At 68.5% G+C, this 18,893-nt stretch carries 19 protein-coding genes; 15 read left to right on the forward strand and 4 right to left on the reverse strand.

The window, feature by feature from the left end:
• Positions 1-43: 43 nt before the first annotated feature.
• From ACZ5ZX_RS24800 to ACZ5ZX_RS24810, 3 genes are all read right to left on the reverse strand, one after another.
• Entirely contained in the window at positions 44-1,555 is a 1,512-nt protein-coding gene (locus tag ACZ5ZX_RS24800; RefSeq protein ID WP_465504362.1) for a long-chain-fatty-acid--CoA ligase, read from the reverse strand.
• Entirely contained in the window at positions 1,552-2,625 is a 1,074-nt protein-coding gene (locus ACZ5ZX_RS24805) for an acyl-CoA dehydrogenase family protein (protein WP_465504363.1), read from the reverse strand. Before ACZ5ZX_RS24805 ends, ACZ5ZX_RS24800 begins: the two co-directional genes overlap by 4 nt.
• A 95-nt stretch (positions 2,626-2,720) precedes the next feature.
• A complete protein-coding gene (locus tag ACZ5ZX_RS24810; RefSeq protein WP_465504364.1) occupies positions 2,721-3,902 on the reverse strand; it encodes an acyl-CoA dehydrogenase family protein in 1,182 nt (393 codons plus the stop codon).
• A gap of 103 nt (positions 3,903-4,005) precedes the next feature.
• Between ACZ5ZX_RS24810 and ACZ5ZX_RS24815 the strand changes: the two genes are divergently transcribed.
• From ACZ5ZX_RS24815 to ACZ5ZX_RS24875, 13 genes are all read left to right on the forward strand, one after another.
• Positions 4,006-4,197, forward strand: a complete 192-nt coding sequence (locus tag ACZ5ZX_RS24815; RefSeq protein ID WP_465504365.1) for a ferredoxin — start codon at positions 4,006-4,008, stop codon at positions 4,195-4,197.
• 85 nt (positions 4,198-4,282) lie between these two features.
• A complete protein-coding gene (locus ACZ5ZX_RS24820; protein ID WP_465504366.1) occupies positions 4,283-5,167 on the forward strand; it encodes a 3-oxoacyl-ACP reductase in 885 nt (294 codons plus the stop codon).
• Positions 5,168-5,185: 18 nt separating this feature from the next.
• The gene (locus ACZ5ZX_RS24825; RefSeq protein WP_465504367.1) at positions 5,186-5,947 is read left to right on the forward strand and encodes a glucose 1-dehydrogenase; all 762 of its coding nucleotides are present in this window, start codon (positions 5,186-5,188) and stop codon (positions 5,945-5,947) included.
• 91 nt (positions 5,948-6,038) lie between these two features.
• Positions 6,039-6,824 (forward strand): MlaE family ABC transporter permease, encoded by a 786-nt coding sequence (locus ACZ5ZX_RS24830; protein WP_465504368.1) that lies wholly within the window; start codon positions 6,039-6,041, stop codon positions 6,822-6,824.
• Positions 6,825-6,894: 70 nt separating this feature from the next.
• On the forward strand, positions 6,895-7,683 hold the full coding sequence (locus ACZ5ZX_RS24835; RefSeq protein ID WP_465504459.1) for an MlaE family ABC transporter permease: 789 nt from the start codon (positions 6,895-6,897) through the stop codon (positions 7,681-7,683).
• Positions 7,680-8,996 (forward strand): MCE family protein, encoded by a 1,317-nt coding sequence (locus tag ACZ5ZX_RS24840; RefSeq protein WP_465504369.1) that lies wholly within the window; start codon positions 7,680-7,682, stop codon positions 8,994-8,996. The genes ACZ5ZX_RS24835 and ACZ5ZX_RS24840 overlap by 4 nt, the downstream gene beginning before the upstream one ends.
• A 130-nt stretch (positions 8,997-9,126) precedes the next feature.
• Positions 9,127-10,164 carry an MCE family protein gene (locus ACZ5ZX_RS24845; RefSeq protein WP_465504370.1) on the forward strand — a complete coding sequence of 346 codons (1,038 nt, stop codon included), beginning with the start codon at positions 9,127-9,129 and terminating at the stop codon, positions 10,162-10,164.
• On the forward strand, positions 10,161-11,192 hold the full coding sequence (locus ACZ5ZX_RS24850) for an MCE family protein (RefSeq protein WP_465504371.1): 1,032 nt from the start codon (positions 10,161-10,163) through the stop codon (positions 11,190-11,192). The genes ACZ5ZX_RS24845 and ACZ5ZX_RS24850 overlap by 4 nt, the downstream gene beginning before the upstream one ends.
• The gene (locus ACZ5ZX_RS24855) at positions 11,189-12,379 is read left to right on the forward strand and encodes an MCE family protein (RefSeq protein ID WP_465504372.1); all 1,191 of its coding nucleotides are present in this window, start codon (positions 11,189-11,191) and stop codon (positions 12,377-12,379) included. Before ACZ5ZX_RS24850 ends, ACZ5ZX_RS24855 begins: the two co-directional genes overlap by 4 nt.
• The gene (locus tag ACZ5ZX_RS24860; protein ID WP_465504373.1) at positions 12,376-13,581 is read left to right on the forward strand and encodes an MCE family protein; all 1,206 of its coding nucleotides are present in this window, start codon (positions 12,376-12,378) and stop codon (positions 13,579-13,581) included. Before ACZ5ZX_RS24855 ends, ACZ5ZX_RS24860 begins: the two co-directional genes overlap by 4 nt.
• On the forward strand, positions 13,578-14,813 hold the full coding sequence (locus ACZ5ZX_RS24865) for an MCE family protein (protein ID WP_465504374.1): 1,236 nt from the start codon (positions 13,578-13,580) through the stop codon (positions 14,811-14,813). The genes ACZ5ZX_RS24860 and ACZ5ZX_RS24865 overlap by 4 nt, the downstream gene beginning before the upstream one ends.
• Entirely contained in the window at positions 14,813-15,301 is a 489-nt protein-coding gene (locus ACZ5ZX_RS24870; protein WP_465504375.1) for a hypothetical protein, read from the forward strand. The genes ACZ5ZX_RS24865 and ACZ5ZX_RS24870 overlap by 1 nt, the downstream gene beginning before the upstream one ends.
• Positions 15,298-15,792 carry a hypothetical protein gene (locus tag ACZ5ZX_RS24875; RefSeq protein ID WP_465504376.1) on the forward strand — a complete coding sequence of 165 codons (495 nt, stop codon included), beginning with the start codon at positions 15,298-15,300 and terminating at the stop codon, positions 15,790-15,792. The genes ACZ5ZX_RS24870 and ACZ5ZX_RS24875 overlap by 4 nt, the downstream gene beginning before the upstream one ends.
• Here ACZ5ZX_RS24875 and ACZ5ZX_RS24880 read toward each other — a convergent pair whose 3' ends face one another.
• Entirely contained in the window at positions 15,793-16,296 is a 504-nt protein-coding gene (locus tag ACZ5ZX_RS24880) for a hypothetical protein (protein ID WP_465504377.1), read from the reverse strand. It abuts the gene before it with no gap.
• Between the two features lie 177 nt (positions 16,297-16,473).
• On the opposite strand from ACZ5ZX_RS24880, the gene ACZ5ZX_RS24885 reads away from it, so the two are divergent.
• Together ACZ5ZX_RS24885 and ACZ5ZX_RS24890 are read left to right on the forward strand one after the other, a co-directional pair.
• Positions 16,474-17,718, forward strand: a complete 1,245-nt coding sequence (locus ACZ5ZX_RS24885) for an aspartate aminotransferase type Ic (protein WP_465504378.1) — start codon at positions 16,474-16,476, stop codon at positions 17,716-17,718.
• Positions 17,719-17,805: 87 nt separating this feature from the next.
• Positions 17,806-18,762, forward strand: a complete 957-nt coding sequence (locus ACZ5ZX_RS24890) for a ferritin-like domain-containing protein (RefSeq protein ID WP_465504379.1) — start codon at positions 17,806-17,808, stop codon at positions 18,760-18,762.
• The last annotated feature ends 131 nt before the right edge of the window (positions 18,763-18,893 follow it).

Below are 18,893 nucleotides of genomic sequence, written 5' to 3' on the forward strand. Positions count from 1 at the left end.
GGGGGTCGTGAGTGGCGAATAGGGTTAGAACCCTCATTGCCACTCACGACGTCCGGTACCGCAGTTCCCAGGCGCCCGAGGTTCCCTCCGCCGCCAGCTCCCGCTTGAGCACCTTGTGCGTCGCCGTCCGCGGCAGTTCCTCGACGATCCGCACGAACCGCGGCCGCTGCTTCGGCCCGAGATCGCCTTGTGCCAGCACGAAAGCGGCGAACTCGTCCGCGTCCACCGGTGCGCGGCAGACCAGTGCGGCCATCACCTGGTCGCCCACCCGCGGGTCCGGCACCCCGTACACCGCGGCCTCGTCGACGGCCGGATGCCGGACGAGCGCGCGTTCGATCGGGGCGGTGCCGAGATTCTCGCCGTCGACGCGGAGCCAGTCACCGAGCCGCCCGGCGAAATAGCAGTAGCCGTCCGCGTCGAGGTAGGCCAGGTCGCCGGTGTGGTACATCCCGTCGCGCATCCGTTCGGCCTCGGCCGCCGGATCGCCGTAGTACCCCGCGAAGAAGCCCGCGCCACCGGTGTTGACCAGTTCACCGACCGCCTCGGCGGCGTTGAGCAGCTTCCCGTTCGCGTCGAATTCCGCCGGAGGGCAAGGCTTTCCCGTCTCCGGATCGAGGACCGCGACACCGTCGAGAAGGCGGCCGAGCGAACCCGGCGGCGTGGTGGCGTCCCGGCCGAAGTTGACCCCGCCCTCGGTCGAACCGAACGCGTCGACGACGTGGCAGCCGAAGCGCGAGCCGAACGCGGCGAGATCGGCCTCCGCGCCTTCGTTGCCGTAGACGAGTTTCAGCGGGTTGTCGGCGTCGTCTTCCCGCTCGCGAGTGGCGAGCACGTAGGACAGCGGCTTGCCGACGTAATTGGCGTACGTCGCGCCGAACCTCCGGACGTCCGGCAGGAAGCCGGAGGCGGAGAACCGCCGCCGCAGCGCGATCCCCGCGCCCGCGGCGAGCCCGACCGACCAGCCCGCCATGATGGCGTTGGAGTGGAACATCGGCATCGACACGTACACGGTGTCGTGTGTGGACAGTCCGAACCGGGACGCCAGCATATCGCCGGGGTAGGCGATCTTGCCGTGCGTGCACCGGACGGCTTTCGGATCGCCACTGGTGCCGGAGGTGAAGATCAGCATGAGCAGGTCTTCGGGTTTCGCGGCCACGGGGGCGACCGTTTCCCGGGAGGGGTCGAGAGCGCTCAGCGGCAGCACCGGGACACTCGCCTCGGAAAGGAGCGGAAGGTATTTCTCCTCGGCGAACACCAGCTCGCAGTCGGCCAGCGCGATGTCGCGCGCCAGTGCCGCGCCCCGGCGCGTCGGATTCAGCCCGACCAGGACATGCCCCGACAGTGCCGCGCCACCGAGCAGGAACGAGAACTCGGGGACGTTGTCGGCCAGCAGCCCGAAATGCCCGCCCGGACGCAGCATCCCGGTGAGCGCGGCGGCGTGGGCGGCGCATGCCTCGACGTGCTCGGCCCAGGACCAGCGCCGGTCCTCGAACAGCAGCCCGGTCGAGCGGTCCTCCGCCCGCGCGAGCAGGAGTTCCGTGACCGTGGGGGTCATGCCGGGTCCGCGGCCAGGAGATCGCCGAGCCCCCGCAGTTGCGCGGTCGCCCCGCCCAGCGTGAATTCGAGCCGTTTCGCCGCGACGAAGTAGCGGTGCAGGGTGTGGTCGACGTCGATGCCGACCCCGCCGTGGACGTGCACGGCGGTATGCGCGACGCGGTGCCCGGCCTCGGCCGCCCAGAACTTCGCCGTCGCGACCTCCTCGGCCGCGGGAAGGCCTTCGCTCAGCCGCCAGGCCGCCTGCCACAACGTCAGCCGGACGGCTTCGACGTCGACGTAGGCGTCGGCGAGCCGCTGCCGTACCGCCTGGAAACTGCCGATGGGGTGGTCGAACTGCTCCCGTTCCCGCGCGTACGCCGCGGTCAGCTCCAGCGCTCGTTCCACGACGCCGAGTTGCTGTGCGCAGACGCCGATCGTGGCGCGCAGCCGCAGCCATTCGCCGATGTCGCCCAGTGAGGCCGTGGCCTTCGCGCGGGACAGCTCGACGAGCGCCGCGTCGGCGTGGTCGACGGTCCGCTGGGGTGACACGGTCACCGAGTCCCCGTCGAGCAGGAACACCTGATGCCCGCCGTCGACGGCCGCCTCGACGAGGAATCCGTGCGCGAACGCGCCGAACGGGACCGCGGTCTGCGCGCCGGTCAGCCGCCAGCCATCGCCGTCGGCCTCGGCGGTGAAGCCGCACGGCACGCCGTAGTCCGGCAGCGCCACGGCGAGGACGTGGTCGCCACGCTGCACCGGGACCACCCAGCGCTCGGCCAGCCTCGCCTCGCCGAATTCGGCGATCGCTGCCGCACCCATCACGACGGACGTCAGATAGGGCACGGGCGCGACCGCGCGCCCGATCTCGGCGAGTACGGAACACTGCTCCAGCAGCCCGAACCCGCCACCGCCGACCGATTGCGGCAGCGCGGCGTCGACCACCCCCGCCTGCGCCAGAGCTGTCCACAGTGGAGCGGAGAACCCGCCGGAACCGTGTGCGCCCAGCATGTCCGGGGTCACCTTGTCCGTCAGGATCCGGCGAGTGAGGGACGCGAGGTCCGTCTGCGCTTCGGTGAGCGTGAAGTCCATCAATGCCTCCTGGAGGAGCTGAAGGGAACCTTCCCCGCATGCGATGCGGCGAAGGGAGCTTTCACCGCGTCGCATGCGGGGAAAGCGTCCTTCGGCTAGCGGGTGACGGGCAGGCCGAGGGCGGTCGCGGCGATCATGTCCCGCTGGATCTCGTTGGTGCCGCCGCCGAAGGTGAGGATCAGCGACGACCGGTGCAGCCGTTCGATCCGGCCGCGCAGCAGCGCGCCGGGGGAGCCCTCACGGACCACCGCGCCCGCGCCGAGGATCTCCATCATCAGCCGGTACGCCTCGGTCGCGAACTCCGTGCCGAACACCTTGGTCGCCGACGCCTCCGCGGGACCCAGTTCGCTGCTCGCCGCCGCCCACGCGATGCGCCAGTTCCGGAGTTTCAGGTACTCCGCGTGCGCGTGGATCCGCGCCAGATGCAGCCGCACCCAGGGCGCGTCGATGACGCGGGAGCCGTCGGGCAGCTTCGTCGTCTGCGCCCAGGTCCGCACGTCGCGCACCGATGTCTGGATCGGCGCGGCCGAGGTCAGCGCGACCCGCTCGTGGTTGAGCTGGTTCGTGATGAGCGGCCAGCCCTCGTTCTCCCCGGCGACCCGGGAGGTCACGGGTACGCGGACGTCGTCGTAGTAGGTGGCGCTGGTGCCGGGCCCGGCGACCGTGCGCACCTTCGTCCAGGAGAACCCCGGTGCCGACGTCGGCACGATCAGCATGCTGAGGCCCTTGTGCTTACGGGCCTCGGGGTCGGTGCGGGCGGCGAGCCAGACGTAGTCGGCGTACTCGATCAGGCTCGTCCACATCTTCTGGCCGTTGATCACGTAGTCGTCGCCGTCGCGGACCGCGCGGGTGCGCAGCGACGCCAGATCGGTGCCCGCGCCCGGCTCGGAGTAGCCGATCGCGAAGTGCAGCTCGCCGGCGGCGATCTTCGGCAGGTAGAACGCCTTCTGTTCTTCGGTGCCGTAGCGCATGATGGTCGGCCCGACGGTGTTCACCGTGAGGAACGGGACGGGCACCCCGGCCGCGGCCGCCTCGTCGGTGAAGACGAGCTGGTCGAGCATCGGCCGGTCCTGTCCGCCGTATTCGCGCGGCCAGCCGATCGCGAGCCAGCCCGAGCGGCCGAGGTCGCGCACGATTTCCTTGTACACCAGGCCGTCGCCGTACTCGCCGCCGTCTCCGGCCAGCGCTTCACGGCGCTCGGGGGTCATCAGCCCGGCGAAGTACTCCCGGAGTTCCCCGGCCAGTGCGCGCTGCTCCGGCGTGTAGTCGATCCGCATCCGTCACCTCTGCCGTCGGTGCTCGTTACTGGTGCCATGGCCGCTCGCGGCGCTAAGGTAGAACCTGTTCTAGTTGTACCAGGTATGGCGGCGAGGAGGGAATATGGAGATCGACGTCGATCGCTCGCTGTGCGAGGCGAACGCGATCTGTGTCGGCTTCGCGCCCGAGGTCTTCGATCTCGACGACGACGAGGAGCTGGTCCTCGCGTCGGCCGAAGTTCCGGAAAATCAAGTAGAACGTGTTACTCAAGCTGTCGCGAGTTGTCCGAAAAACGCGCTGCTCATCCGTGGTTAGCACCGTTTATCTAGACCTTGCATGTGGCGAGAACAGATTCTAGTGTGTGCGGTGAGACTGGGTGTGGAAAGGCAGGAGGCCCGGAGTGAGCTTGGACGGCAGGACGGCCATCGTGACCGGAGCCGGCGCGGGACTCGGCCGGGCCGAGGCGCTGGCGCTGGCCGCGGCGGGGGCGCGGGTGGTGGTCAACGACGTGTCGGCCGCGGCGCAGGTGGTGGCCGACGAGATCGAGGCCGAAGGCGGCAAAGCGGTCGCGGTCACCGGCGACATCTCGGAGTCCTCGACCGCGGACGCGCTGCTCACCGCCGCCGTCGACCACTTCGGCGGCCTCCACATCGTGGTCAACAACGCCGGCGTGCTGCGTGACCGGATGCTCTTCTCGATGTCCGACGACGACTGGGACACCGTACTCGGCGTCCACCTGCGCGGGCACTTCCTGCTTTCCCGCAACGCCGGGGCGTACTGGCGGGACAAGTCCAAAGTGGACGGCGCGCCGGTGTACGGCCGGGTGGTCAACACCGCGTCGGAGTCGTTCCTGCTCGGCGCCCCCGGCCAGCCGAACTACGGCGCGGCCAAGGCGGGGATCGCCGCGCTCACCGTCTCCACCGCGCGCGGTCTTTCGCGGTACGGCGTCCGCGCCAACGCGATCTGCCCACGCGCTCGCACGGCGATGACCGAAGCCGTCTTCGGGGCCGAAGCACCCGAAGGTGTCGACCCGCTCTCGGTCGACCACGTCGCGCCGTTCGTGACGTTCCTCTGCTCGCCCGAGTCCGACCGCGTCAACGGTCAGGTGTTCCTCGTCTACGGCGGGATGGTCGCGCTGATGCGGCCGCCGTCGGTGGAACAGCGGTTCGACACCGTCAACGGCACCTGGACCGCCGAAGAACTCGTCACATCCGTGGGCGGCTACTTCGCCGACCGCGACCCGGAACGCATGTTCGCCGCTTCCGAGATCATGTCGCTGCCGTAGACCGTGGGAGATGATGTAGTGGGCAGGCTCGATGGCAAGGTAGCGCTGATCACCGGCGGGGCCAGGGGACAGGGCGAGGCGGCCGCGCGGCTGTTCGTCGCCGAGGGCGCGCGGGTGGTGATCGCGGACATCAACGACCTCGACGGCAAGAAACTCGCCGCCGATCTCGGCGAAGCCGCCGTCTACCAGCATCTCGACGTCGGTGACGAGGCCGAATGGGAGACGGCGATCCAGCGCACCCAGACCGAGTTCGGCCCGCCGACGGTGCTGGTCAACAACGCGGGCATCCTGCATTTCTCCGAGCTGGGCAAGACCACGCTCGCCGATTACGAACGCGTCATCCGGGTCAATCAGATCGGGGCGTTTCTCGGGATGCGTTCGGTCGTTGAACCGATGACCGGGGCCGGTGGCGGCTCCATCGTCAACGTGTCCTCCGTGGAAGGCCTCGCCGGGATGCCGTTCCTAGTCGCCTACACCGCCAGCAAGTTCGCGATCCGCGGGATGACCAAGGTCGCGGCGCTCGAACTCGGCGCGAAGAACATCCGCGTCAACTCCGTGCACCCCGGCGCGATCGACACGCCGATGGTCGCCGCGGCGGCGGGCGGGCAGAAAGTCGACATGTCGTGGGTGGGCAAAAAGGTCGCTCTGGGCCGGGTCGGGCAGCCGGAGGACATCGCGAAACTGGTGTTGTTCCTGGCCAGTGACGAAAGTTCGTACAGCACGGGCGCCGAGTTCGTCGCCGATGGCGGCGCGACGGCCACGCATGCTCTCAAGTTCTGACGCGGAGGTGCCGAGAGCAAAGTGAACACCGCTAACGCAATGAGGCGTTGACAGGTGGAGTAAGACTCGGGGCAGGCTACTGGGAGGTTCTGTGAACGCGTCGGTGTCCGTCCCGGGTACGGGTGCGCTCACACAGGTCGGCAGGCTCGCGACCCTGTCGTGGGAGGTCTTCCGCGCGATCTTCAAGCGCCCGTTCCAGTTCCGCGAATGGATCCAGCAGTGCTGGTTCTTCGCCAGCGTCACCATCCTGCCGACGGCGCTGGTGGCGATCCCGTTCGGCGCGGTCATCGCGCTGCAACTGGGCTCGCTGACCCAGCAGATCGGCGCGCAGTCGTTCACCGGCGCCGCCAGCGCGCTCGCCATCGTCCAGCAGGCGAGTCCGCTCATCACCGCGTTGCTGGTGGCGGGTGCCGGCGGGAGCGCGGTCTGCGCCGACATCGGCGCCCGCAAGATCCGCGAAGAGATCGACGCGATGGAAGTACTCGGGGTCAACCCGATCCAGCGCCTGATCGTGCCCCGTGTCCTCGCCGCGATCGTGGTTTCGGTGCTGCTGAACGGTTTGGTCAGTGTCGTCGGCGTACTCGGCGGCTACTTCTTCAACGTCGTCATGCAGGGCGGGACCCCCGGCGCCTATCTCGCCAGCTTCAACGCGCTGGCCCAGGTGCCGGATCTGTGGGTCAGCGAGATCAAGGCGCTGCTCTACGGCTTCGTCGCCGGGGTGGTCGCGGCCTTCCGGGGGCTCAACCCGGCGGGCGGGCCGAAGGGCGTCGGCGACGCGGTGAACCAGGCCGTGGTGATCACCTTCCTGCTGCTTTTCCTCATCAACGTCGTGCTGACGGCGATCTACCTGCGGATCGTGCCGCCGAAGGCGATGTGACGTGGCCACCACCCGCCCAGAACCCGCCGTTTCGGATCGGACGCTCGAGATCATCGCGCGCCCGGGTGCGATGCTGGAAGGCTTCGGCGGCCAGCTGTCGTTCTACTTCCGGGCGCTCGCCTGGACCCCGCGCACGCTCCGGCGCTACCGCCGCGAGGTCTTCCGCCTGCTGACCGAAGTCAGCTTCGGCACCGGCGCGCTCGCGGTGATCGGCGGGACGCTCGGCGTGATGATCGGGATGACGCTGTTCACCGGGCTCATCGTCGGCATGCAAGGCTACTCGGCGCTGAACCAGCTCGGGACCGCCGCGCTGACCGGGTTCATCTCGGCCTACTTCAACACCCGCGAGGTCGCGCCGCTTTCCGCGGGGCTCGCGCTCTCCGCCACCGTCGGCTGCGGGTTCACCGCGCAACTGGGCGCGATGAAGATCTCCGAGGAGATCGACGCGCTCGAAGTGATGGGCGTGCCGAGCCTGCCGTACCTGGTGACGACGCGGGTGATCGCCGGTGTCACCGCGGTCATCCCGCTCTACGCCGTCGGCCTGCTCTCGTCCTATCTCGCCTCGCGGCAGATCACCATCTGGCTCTACGGCCAGTCCGCAGGCACCTACGACCACTACTTCACGCTGTTCCTGCCACCCGAAGACGTGCTGTGGTCGTTCCTCAAGGTGATCGTCTTCAGCGTGCTCATCATCCTTTCCCACTGCTACTACGGCTATACCGCCAGCGGCGGGCCAGCCGGGGTCGGGATCGCGGTCGGCCGCGCGGTGCGGACGTCGATCGTGCTGATCTCGGTGCTCGATTTCTTCCTGAGCCTCGCGATCTGGGGCGCCACGACGACGGTGAGGATTTCCGGGTGAACAGGGGGATATTGCTGCGACGGCTCCGGCACCAGGTGCTGGGCCTGATCTTCCTCGTGGTGGTCGTGCTGTTCTTCGTCACCACCATCGCCTTCTACCAGAAGGCCTTCACCACGGTGACCCTGGTGAAACTGGAGACCGACCGCATCGGCAACCAGATGCGCGAAGGCGCGGACGTCAAGGTGCGCGGGATGGTCGTCGGCGAGGTCCGGTCGATCCAGGCCCACGGGGATCGCGCGACGATGGAACTGGCGCTGCAACCGGACAAGACCTCGGTCATCCCGGCCAACGTGTCCGCGCGGCTGCTGCCGAAGACGTTGTTCGGTGAGCGGTATGTGGCCCTGCAGATCCCGGAGAAACCGGAACGGCACATCGCCGAGGGCGACGTCATCCCGCAGGACCGCAGCAGCAGCGCGATCGAGCTGGAGACCGTGCTCGGCGACGTGATGCCGTTGCTGCAGGCCGTGCAGCCGGAGAAGATGGCGAGCACGCTCAACGCCGTCGCGTCCGCTTTGGACGGTCAGGGCAAGCGGCTCGGCACGACACTGGCGGGACTTTCGGACTATCTCGGGAAAGTGAACCCGTCGCTGCCCGACCTCAAGGCCGACATCACCGGACTGGCCAACGCCGCCGCGATCTACGACAAGGCGGCGCCGGATCTGCTGGCCGCGCTGTCGGATCTGACCACCACCAGCAAGACCCTGGTCGAGAGCCAGCGCGGGCTCGCCGACGTCTATTCGACGGTGACCGCGGCTTCGCTCGACCTGACGAGTTTCCTGAAGGTCAATCAGGACAACCTGATCCGCCTCACCACCAATCTGCAGCCCACTTTGGACGTTCTCGCGAAGTACGCGCCGGAGTACCCCTGCCTGCTCAAGCAACTGGCCGAATCGGTGCCGCGCGCGGAACTCGCGTTCGGCAAGGGCACCGCGCATCCCGAGGTCAGCCGGGTGACCATCGAGTTCACGCCGAGCCGCGGCAAGTACCTGCCCGGGGTCGACGAGCCGAAGTACGACGACAAACGCGGCCCGCGGTGCTATCCGCAGGTGCCGCCACCAGGACGCTGGCCGCAGTACCCGCCGGACGGCGCGATCGCCGACGGTTCGTCCAAACCGGCGCCACCGCGTGACCCGGACGGCAGGCTGCCTTCAGGCGGGAGCGCGGGCGGTTCGGTGGTGAACACGCCGGACGAGCAGCGGCTGATCGACCTGCTCGTGTCACCGGCGATGGGCACGACACCGGACCAGGTGCCGAACTGGGGCAGCCTGCTGGTCGGGCCGCTGTACCGGGGCGCGGAGGTGGAGCTGCGATGAGGACTCAGCCGAGCGCGGGCCTGGCCGGGCTGAAAGCGTCCTTCACCGCATGTGACGCGGTGAAGGGAGCTTTCACCGCGTCACATGCGGCGAAAGCGTCCTTCAGCCCCCGTGACGGGAGGGCGGTCCGATGAGGTCCTTCGTGCCGGATCTGGTCAAGATCCTGATCTTCGCGGCGGTGACCGTGCTGCTCACCGCGATCCTCGGCGCCACCATCGCGAACACCAACTTCGGCGAGACGTCGGGCTACGTCGCCAAGTTCACCGACGCGTCCGGGCTCAAGGAAGGCGACGACGTCCGCATCGTCGGCGTGAAGGTCGGGCAGGTCGGCAGGATCGAGATCGAAGCGGGGGAACGGAACCTCGCCCGGGTCCACTTCGACGTCCAGTCCGCGCACCGCCTGCCGGCGTCGGTGACCGCGACCATCAAGTACCGCAACCTGGTCGGGCAGCGGTACCTCTCGCTCGGCACGGACATCGGCGACAAGGAATCATTGCCGCGCGGCGGGATCATCCCGCCCGAGCGCACCAAACCGGCGCTGAACCTGACCGTGCTGTTCAACGGGTTCAAACCGCTCTTCCGCGCGCTGAACCCCGAGGACGTCAACAAGCTCTCCTACGAGATCATCCAGGTGTTCCAGGGCGAGGGCGGCACGATCACCAGCCTGCTCGCGCACACCGCGTCGGTCACTTCGGCCATCGCGGGCAAGGACAAGATCATCGGTGACGTCATCGCGAACCTCAACACCGTGCTCGGCACGGTCGAAAGGCGCTCGCCGCAGCTGGGCGAACTGATCGACCAGACCCAGCGGCTGGTCACCGGGCTCGCCGAGCAGCGGCAGCCGATCGGGGAGGCGGTCAAGGCGCTCGGCGATCTCACCGTCGCCACCACGGGTCTGCTCGCGGACGCGCGGCCCGCGCTCAAGGACGACGTCGCGCAGCTCGGCGCGCTGTCGCAGAACCTCGGCGATTCGGAACAGCTGATCGATCATCTCCTGCAGGTGCTGCCGGGCAACCTGCAGAAGTTCACCAGGACGCTGAGCTACGGCAGCTGGTTCAACTACTACCTGTGCGGGATCTCCGGCAGCATCGGCATCAAATCGCTCAACATCGAACTGCCGATCACGCCGCTGCCCGGCACGCAGCGACCGGAGAGGTGCGGGCCGTGAAGCCGCTCAAGGAACGCAACCAGGCCATGGTCGGCGGAGCCGCCTTGGTCCTGATCGTCTTGATCACCATGACGACGTACTTCTCCGACCGGATCCCGTTATTCGGCAGCGGGACGACGTATTCGGCGTATTTCGGCGAATCGGCCGGATTGGCGCCGGACAACGAGGTCCAGGTCGCCGGGGTCAAGGTCGGCCAGGTCACCTCGGTCGAGCTGGCGGGCAAGAAGGTGCTGGTGAAGTTCCGGGTGAAGGACGTCCGCGTCGGCGACGCCACCGCCGCGTCGATCGAGATCAAGACGCTGCTGGGGGAGAAGTTCCTGGCGCTGACGCCGAAAGGCACCGGCGACCAGGATCCGAACGCCACCATCGGGCTCGACCGCACGCGGACGCCGTTCGAACTGCAGGACGCGTTCCAGCAGCTGTCCGGCACGGTCGGCGAGATCGACACCGCGCAGCTGGCGACCAGTTTCACCGTGCTCTCCGACGCGCTCAAGGACAGCCCGCAGTACCTCAAGGACGCACTGGGCGGCCTTTCTTCGTTGTCCAAGACGGTTTCCTCGCGCGATGGTGACCTGAAGACCTTGCTGGCCAATACGAGCAAGGTGTCCAAGACGCTGTCCGACCGCAACGCGCAGCTGAAGCGGATCCTCGACGACGGCAATCTCCTGCTCGCCGAACTGCAGAACCGGAAGGACGCGATCAGCACCTTGCTCAAGGGCACGCAACAGGTTTCGGCGCAGCTGTCCGGGCTCGTCGCCGACAACCGGCAGCAGCTGAAGCCGACACTGGAGAAACTCGGCAAGGTCACCGACATCCTGCAACGCAACCAGGACAACCTCAGCCGCAGTCTCGCGCTCATGGCCCCGTTCGCCCGCGTCGGCGCCAACGCGACCGGCAACGGGCGCTGGTTCGAGGGCTATCTGTGCGGGCTGTTGCCGCCGACGATCATCGCCGGGGCGTTCCAGGTCAACCCGGAGGGCTGCACCCCGCCGATCGCGGCGCCGAACCAGGGGGTGGGCGGTCGATGACCATCACCACGCGCATCGGGCGCACGCTCTACACGTGGGTCGCCTTCGCCTGCGTTGTCGTGCTGATCCTGACCGCCGGACTCTGGCTGGTGTTCAGGGACACGGGCGGGACGCGGATCAGCGCGTACTTCGGCAAGACCGTGGGCCTCTACGCGGGCTCTTCGGTGCGGGTCCTCGGGGTGAAGGTCGGCGAGATCACCGGCGTGACGCCGCAGGGCGAGGCGGTCCGGGTCGACATGCGGATCGACGGCGACACCCCGATCCCGGCGGACGCGGGAGCCGTCGTCGTCGCGCCGAGCCTGGTGAGCGACCGGTACGTCCAGCTGACCCCGGCGTACGAGAGCGGCCCCGAAATGGCCGCGGGCACGGTGATCGCCAAGGAGAAGACGGCGACCCCGGCCGAACTCGACGACCTTTACACGAGTCTCGACAAACTCTCGACGAGCCTGGGACCCAACGGCGCCAACAAGAACGGCGCGCTGTCGGATGTGCTCGACACCGCCGCGGCGAATCTCGGCGGCAACGGGAAGAACCTCAACACCACGGTGACCCGGCTGTCCGAACTGGCCAAGACCCTCGACGGCGCCAAGGGCGACCTGTTCGGCACGGTGCAGAACCTGAACTCGTTCACCAGCGCGCTGGCCGAAAGCGATCAGCAGCTCAACGAGTTCTACCGCCGCGCCGCCGACGTCGGCGGTTTCCTGGCCGCGGACTCCGCCGACGTGGGTGCCGCGCTGAACTCCCTGGCGACGGCGATGGGCGACGTCGAGAAGTTCGTCGCGGAGAACAAGGACCTGCTCTCGTCCAATGTGGACAAGCTCGCGGGGCTGACGAAGGTGCTCGTGGACCAGCGGGCCTCGCTCGCCGAGGTGATCGACATCGCGCCGACCGGGGCGACCAACTTCATCAACTCCTACGACGCGGCGTCCGGCACGATCGCCGTACGGGACAACCTGAACGAGCTGACGCATCCGCCGATCCTCACCGTCTGCCGTCTGATCAGCGCGGGTACGCCCAAACCGATCCCGGACACGCTGGGGAACATCTGCAAGCAGCTCGCGCCGGTCCTCGACGGCACGCTGAAGCTCCCGTCGGTCCCGCAGGTGCTGGCGTCGCTGCAGAGCGGCGAACTGCCGCCGCTGCCGCTGCCGCTGGTCGACGTCCTCACCAAGGGGGTCCCGAAATGAGGCGCCAACGGCAGAAGATCGCGGGGGTGATGGCGGGTGTCCTGGTGCTGGCCGGTTGCAGTGACGGCGGCTTTTCGGGGCTGTACAACACCCCGCTGCCGGGAGGCGCGGATCTCGGCGAGCACCCGTACCGGCTGTCCGCGCAGTTTTCCGACGTGCTCGACCTCGTTCCCCAAGCGAGTGTGAAGGTCAACGACGTCCCGGTCGGCCGGGTCGAGAACATCGAACTCGCCCCGGACACCCGGTCGGCGTGGGTGAACATGGTCGTCAACGGCGACATCGCGCTGCCCGCGAACGCGCGCGCCGAACTGCGCCAGTCGAGTCTGCTCGGTGAGAAGTTCGTCGATCTGCACGCCCCCGAAAAGCCCGAAGGATCTCTCGCCGAGGGCGCGAAGATCCCGCTGGACCGCACCAACCGCAACCCCGAGGTGGAGGAGGTCCTCGGCGCGCTTTCCCTGCTGCTCAACGGCGGCGGCGTCGAGCAGATCCAGAAGATCAGCCACGAACTCAACGACGCGCTCACCGGGAACGAGGCCGAGGTCCGCGCGCTACTGTCCCAAGTGGACAAACTGGCCACCGAACTCGACGGGCACAAGGGCGAGATCCTGCGGGCCATCGACGGCCTCGACAGGCTGTCCAAAACCCTGGTGGGGCAGACGCAGAACCTGACCAACGCGCTCGACAACCTCTCGCCGGGGCTCAAGATCGTGACCGAACAACGGGATCAGCTCGTCGGCATGCTGCAGTCGCTGAACACGCTGTCCGGGGTCACGACCGACACGATCAAGGCCAGCCGCGACCAGCTGGTGGCGAACCTCCGCGCGCTGCAGCCGACGCTCCACAAGCTGACCGAGGCGGGCCAGGACCTCCCGACCGCGCTGCGGATCCTGCTCACCTACCCGTTCCCCGACTACGCGGGCAACGTGATCAAGGGCGACTACGCCAACGTGGAAGCCAAGATCGACCTGAACCTGGACACCTTCCTGGAGAACATGAACAACTCGTCGCAGCCGATCATCCAGCTGCCAGGGAACAAGGGCACCGGCACGCCCGGCGCGATCCCGTTCTCTGGCGGGACGGCGCCACCGGTGCTGCCGCTGCCCACCGGCGATCTCCCGCAGGCTCCCCAGCCGCCTCAAGGGGATGTCTTGGGCGGCGTGCTCGGCGGGATACTGGGGCCGCTGCTGGGCGGTGGCCGGTGATTCTGCGCAAGACCAAGATCCAGCTGGCCGCGTTCCTCGTCATCGCGGTGGTTTCGGTCGTCTACGCGGGCGGTAAGTACGCCGGGCTGGACAGGCTCTTCGGCACTCGCGGGTACCTCGTCACCGCGCAACTCGTGGACTCCGGCGGGATCTTCGTCAACGCCGAGGTCTCCTATCGCGGTGTCGCGGTCGGCAAGGTCGCGTCGATGACGCTCACCGAACACGGCATCGACCTCGGCCTCGACATCGATTCGGACGCGCCGAAGATCCCGGCGGACACCAAGGCCGCGGTCGCGAACCGGTCGGCGGTGGGGGAGCAGTACGTCGATCTGCTGCCCATGCACGAAAACGGGCCGTATCTCGCCGAGGGTTCGGTCATCAAGCGGGACAAGACGTCGATCCCGCTGGCCCCGGACACCGTTCTGTCCAATTTGGACAAACTGGTGTCGAGTGTGAAGCCGGAGTCGCTGAAGACCGTCGTCGACGAGACCTACGAGGCGTTCGCCGACGCCGGCCCGGAGCTGCGGCAGCTGCTCGACAGCACCGGTTCGCTCACCGCGACGGCGACGCAGTACCTGCCCGACACCCAGGGGCTGCTCGCCAGTTCCCGGACGGTACTGGACACCCAGCAGCGGCAGGCGGACAACATCACGAAGTTCTCCAGCGGGCTCAAGACGATCGCCGCGCAGCTGAAGACGTCCGACCCGGATCTACGGCGGGTGATCGACGAGGCGCCGAAGCTGAGCCGTCAGATCAGCGACGTGCTCGCGGTGTCGGGGACCGACCTCGGCGTGCTGTTCGCGAACACGCTCACCACCGCCCAGATCACCTCCGCCCGGACAGACGCGATCGAGGAACTCCTCGTGGCGTACCCGATCATTTCGGCGTTCTCGCGCTCGACGTCGCCGGACGGCACCGGCCATCTCGGGGTGGTGTTCAACTTCTTCGACCCGGTCTCGTGCACCAAGGGCTACGAGGGCACGAAACAGCGTCCAGCCAACGATCTCACCGAGGCGCCGGTGAACACCCAGGCCTACTGCGCGGAGCCGCCGGGAAGTCCCACGGGCGTCCGAGGCTCGCAGAACGCCCCGTACGCCGGGAAACCGCCCGCGGTCCCGGAACGTCCGAAGCAGACCCCGCAGGCGGCGGAATCCGCGCAGCTGCCCGGGGTGCTGAGCCTGCTCACCGGATCCGGACCCGCCGGGCTGGGCGCGTTGCTGGGCGGTGAATAGTGCTCACCCGCGCCCTCACCGTCATCGCCGCCGTGGCGGTCGTCGCGGCAGCCTGGTTCGGCTGGTCGTGGTGGAGCGCCGCGCGGGACGACGGTCTCGCGCGCGGCCGGGAACGGGAGGCCGTCCTCACCGCCGCCTCCGGCCAGCTCGAGGTGCTCAACACGATCGACTACCGCACCGGCGCCCAGGACGTCGACCGCTGGCTCGGCGTCACCACCGGACGGCTCGGCAAGGACCTCGCCGGCGACCGGCAGCTCCAGATCGACCGGGCGAACACCGGCAAGACGGTGGCGACGGCCAAGCTGAAACAGGCCGCGGTCACCGAACTCGACGCCGCCGCCGGGACGGCGCGGCTGATGGCCGTGCTGGACGTGAAGGTCAGCACCGGCGGTGGCTCCGCCGTGTCCAAGGTCAGCAGGCTGACCGTGGACTACCAGCGGGCCGGGGACGGCTGGAAGGTCAGCGCGGTGCAGGCGGCGGGCTCGTGACCGGGCGGGCACCGCGGCTTTTGCTCGTAATCATCGTGCTGGCCACCGGCTGCGCGGTGTGGTTCGGGGTCCAGGCGTCGTCGCTGGGCTCGGACGGCAACACGGCGCTCGTGGACCAGGCCGCCACCGCCGAGGTCGCCGACCAGGTCGGCGCCGGTGTGAAGGCCGTGTTCTCCTACGACTACAGCAATCTCGCCCGGACCGAGCGGGCCGCGGCCGACGTGCTGACCGGTGAGGCGACCGGCCAGTACCGGGACCAGTTCGCGGCGGCGCGCAAACGGGCCGAGGAGCAGAAGCTGGTGCGCACGACGACGGTCCGTTCGCTCGGCGTCCGGTCGTTGCGCGGCGACCGCGCGGAAGTGCTGTTGTTCCTCGACCAGCAAACGCTCGTCGCCGGTGGCGGCGCCCCGCAGTCGTCGGTATCGCAGCTTTCAGTCACCGCCCAGCGTATCGACGGCCGCTGGAAGATCACCCAGCTGATCCCGCTCTGATCACGAGAGACGTTTCATGTTCGACCCGGTGATCGCGCCGCCGGAAACGGTGTAGGAACCGGAGAAAACCCGCATCGAACCGTCGGTCTGCCGAGCGGAAAGATCGACGTACACCATGTTCCCGCGCACGCTCGTCACGGTGACGGCCGCCCAGGAGGTCGTCGCGAATCCCTTGACGTAGGAGGCATAAGTACCGCCTTTGGCCAGCCTTTGCCCGCCGAGATTCCACGCGGTGGGGAAATCACGCCGGTTGAGCGCGTCGTAGTAGGCGATCACCGTCTGCGCCACGGGAACCGCGGGGGCGGGATAGACCGTCTGTGTCGCCGGTGGTGCGACATAAACCGTCTGCGGCGGGGCCGCGACCGCCGGTGGCTGGATCACGATGGTGTTCGGGGGAGCGGCCACCGCGACGGCCGGGGTCGCCGTTCCCTGATGGGGTACCGCGCACGCGGCCAGCGCACCCGCCGCCATCAGCGTCACCGTGGCCCACTTCTTCGCTTCCATTTTTCTCCCCTTTTCCTCGTGCTATCGAGAATGCGGGAAACAACGGAGCCGCGACTAGGGGATTTGGCCTCGTTACGAATGGTGAAAAACGCGGCGGAAGCGTTATGGGATCTTGCGCGCGGAAGGCATAGGCCACCCTCGTCTCACGCCGGATCCCCGCCGGGTTTAGCGTTAGGCATGACCACTGCACCTGTCGATGTCGAGAGCGCCCGCCGCGACTACGCGGCCCTCGTCGACCGTGGCCTCTCCCTGGACATCACCCGCGGCAAGCCGTCCCCCCGCCAGCTGGACCTCGCCGACGGGCTGCTCGCGCTGCCCGGCGACGTGCGCAAGGCCGAGGACGGCACGGACGTCCGCAACTACGGTGGCCTGAAGGGCCTGCCCGAGCTCCGCCGCATCTTCGCCGGGCCGCTGCAGGTCCCGGCCGAGCAGCTGCTGGCCGCGGGCAACTCCAGCCTGGAGCTCATGCACGACGTCATCGTGCAGGCCTTCCTGAGCAAGCTCCCGGGCGCCGAGCGCCGCTGGGCCGACGAGGCGAGCGTCAAGTTCCTGTGCCCGGTCCCCGGTTACGACCGCCACTTCGCGCTGGCCGAGCGCTTCGGCATCGAGCTGATCCAGGTGCCGCTCACCGAGACCGGCCCGGACATGGACGCCGTCGAGCGGCTCGTCGCCGAGGACGCCGCCGTCAAGGGCATCTGGTGCGTGCCGAAGTACAGCAACCCGACCGGTGTCACTTACAGTGACGACACTGTGCGCCGGCTGGCCACGATGACCACCGCCGCGCCGGACTTCCGGATCTTCTGGGACAACGCCTACGCCGTGCACCACCTCACCGAGGTCGAGGCCCCGCTGGCCGACCTGTTCGCGCTGTGCGCCGAGGCGGGCAACGCCGACCGCGCGTTCGTCTTCGGTTCCACCTCGAAGGTGACCTACGCCGGTGGCGGCGTCGGCTTCCTCGGTGCGTCCGAGGCCAACCTCGCCTGGTGGATCGCCCTCATCGGCAAGCGGACCATCGGCCCCGACAAGGTCAACCAGCTCCGGCACGCGCTGTTCCTGCGTGACGAGGACGGCGTCCGCGAGCACATGCGCAAGCACGCCGAGCTGATCGGGCCGAAGTTCGCGGCCGTCGACGAGATCCTCACCAAGGAGCTGGGCGAGAGCGGCCTCGCGTCCTGGACGAAGCCGACCGGCGGGTACTTCATCTCGCTGACCGTGCCCGCCGGGACCGCCAAGGAGGTCGTGCGGCTGGCCAAGGAGGCGGGTATCGCCCTGACCCCGGCCGGCGCGACGCACCCGTACGGCGACGACCCCGACGACGCCGTCATCCGCATCGCGCCGACCTACCCTGAGCTGGCCGAAGTCGAAGAGGCGATCCGCGGCCTCGCCGTCTGCGTTCGCCTTGCCGCGGCGACGAAGAAATAAATTCGAGATCTTTTCCAATCCGGGTCACGGGTGGTTCCGAACGTCCGAGTGGGTGGGTGTGCACCGCAAAGACGAGAGGAACCACTCGTGTTCGGAAAGCCGTTCGTTCGTACCCTGATTTCGCGCAGTGCCGAGAACCGCACGGATCGTCGCCGGTTCTTGAAGGCCGCCGGCGCGGCGGGGCTCGGTGTCGTCGGCGCGACCTATCTCGGCGTCCAGGCCACCTCGACCGCTTCGGCGACGGGTGAAGCGGCCGCCGAGGCCGCCGCGGAGGGCGCGCCCAGTGACGCGGCCGTGCTCAACTTCGCGCTCAACCTGGAGTACCTCGAAGCCGAGTTCTACTCCTTCGCCGTCTACGGGCACGGGCTGCCGGACGACATCACCGGCGGCGTCGGCGCCCAGGGCGGCGTGGTCGGCGGCAAGAAGGTGATGTTCCACGACAAGGCCCTGCACCAGTTCGCGAAGGAGATCGCGGGCGACGAGATCGCCCACGTCAAGTTCCTGCGCGGCGCACTGGGCGAGGCCGCGGTCTCCCGGCCCGAGATCGACCTCAAGGACAGCTTCACCGCCGCGGCGAGGGCGGCCGGGCTGATCAGCGAATACCAGCAGTTCGACCCGTTCGCCCACGAGAAGAACTTCCTGCTCGCGGCGTTCCTGTTCGAGGACGTCGGCGTGAGCGCCTACAAGGGCGCCGCGCCGCTGATCACCAACAAGACCTTCCTGGACGCGGCGGCCGGGATCCTCGCCGCCGAGGCCTACCACGCCGCCACCATCAGGACGTCGCTGTTCGACCGGGACCTCGGCGACGCCGCGGCCAAGATCTCCAACGCCCGTGACGCCCTCGACGGTCCCGGCGACGCCGACCAGGGCATCGTGCTCGGCAACCAGGCCAACATGGTGCCGGCCGACAACAACGGCATCTGCTTCGGCCGCAGCGCCGACCGGGTACTGAACGTCGTGTACCTGAACCCGGGACCGGTGAAAGAGGGCGGCTTCTTCCCCAAGGGGGTCAACGGCGACATCGTCGCCAGCGGCGGCGCGTGATCCCCGTCGTCGTGTCGCCGTTTCCCGGTACCGTCGGGTGGCGGCGTCCCGACGAGGGGGTTGGCGGGGAAGGCGGTGTTCATAGGCGGCGGTTTGTCGGGCCCGGGGTGCGCGCGGGGGGTGCGGGGGGC

The sequence above is a fragment of the Amycolatopsis sp. NPDC033938 genome (assembly GCF_055575975.1).

What these genes read in the sequence shown, in the direction of transcription:
- ACZ5ZX_RS24805 (WP_465504363.1), bottom strand. Translation starts at nt 2,625, where the DNA reads ATGGACTTCACGCTCACCGAAGCGCAGACGGACCTCGCGTCCCTCACT.
- ACZ5ZX_RS24810 (WP_465504364.1), bottom strand. Translation starts at nt 3,902, where the DNA reads ATGCGGATCGACTACACGCCGGAGCAGCGCGCACTGGCCGGGGAACTC.
- ACZ5ZX_RS24835 (WP_465504459.1), top strand. Translation starts at nt 6,895, where the DNA reads ATGCTGGAAGGCTTCGGCGGCCAGCTGTCGTTCTACTTCCGGGCGCTC.
- ACZ5ZX_RS24815 (WP_465504365.1), top strand. Translation starts at nt 4,006, where the DNA reads ATGGAGATCGACGTCGATCGCTCGCTGTGCGAGGCGAACGCGATCTGT.
- ACZ5ZX_RS24845 (WP_465504370.1), top strand. Translation starts at nt 9,127, where the DNA reads ATGAGGTCCTTCGTGCCGGATCTGGTCAAGATCCTGATCTTCGCGGCG.
- ACZ5ZX_RS24800 (WP_465504362.1), bottom strand. Translation starts at nt 1,555, where the DNA reads ATGACCCCCACGGTCACGGAACTCCTGCTCGCGCGGGCGGAGGACCGC.
- ACZ5ZX_RS24855 (WP_465504372.1), top strand. Translation starts at nt 11,189, where the DNA reads ATGACCATCACCACGCGCATCGGGCGCACGCTCTACACGTGGGTCGCC.
- ACZ5ZX_RS24880 (WP_465504377.1), bottom strand. Translation starts at nt 16,296, where the DNA reads ATGGAAGCGAAGAAGTGGGCCACGGTGACGCTGATGGCGGCGGGTGCG.
- ACZ5ZX_RS24860 (WP_465504373.1), top strand. Translation starts at nt 12,376, where the DNA reads ATGAGGCGCCAACGGCAGAAGATCGCGGGGGTGATGGCGGGTGTCCTG.
- ACZ5ZX_RS24885 (WP_465504378.1), top strand. Translation starts at nt 16,474, where the DNA reads ATGACCACTGCACCTGTCGATGTCGAGAGCGCCCGCCGCGACTACGCG.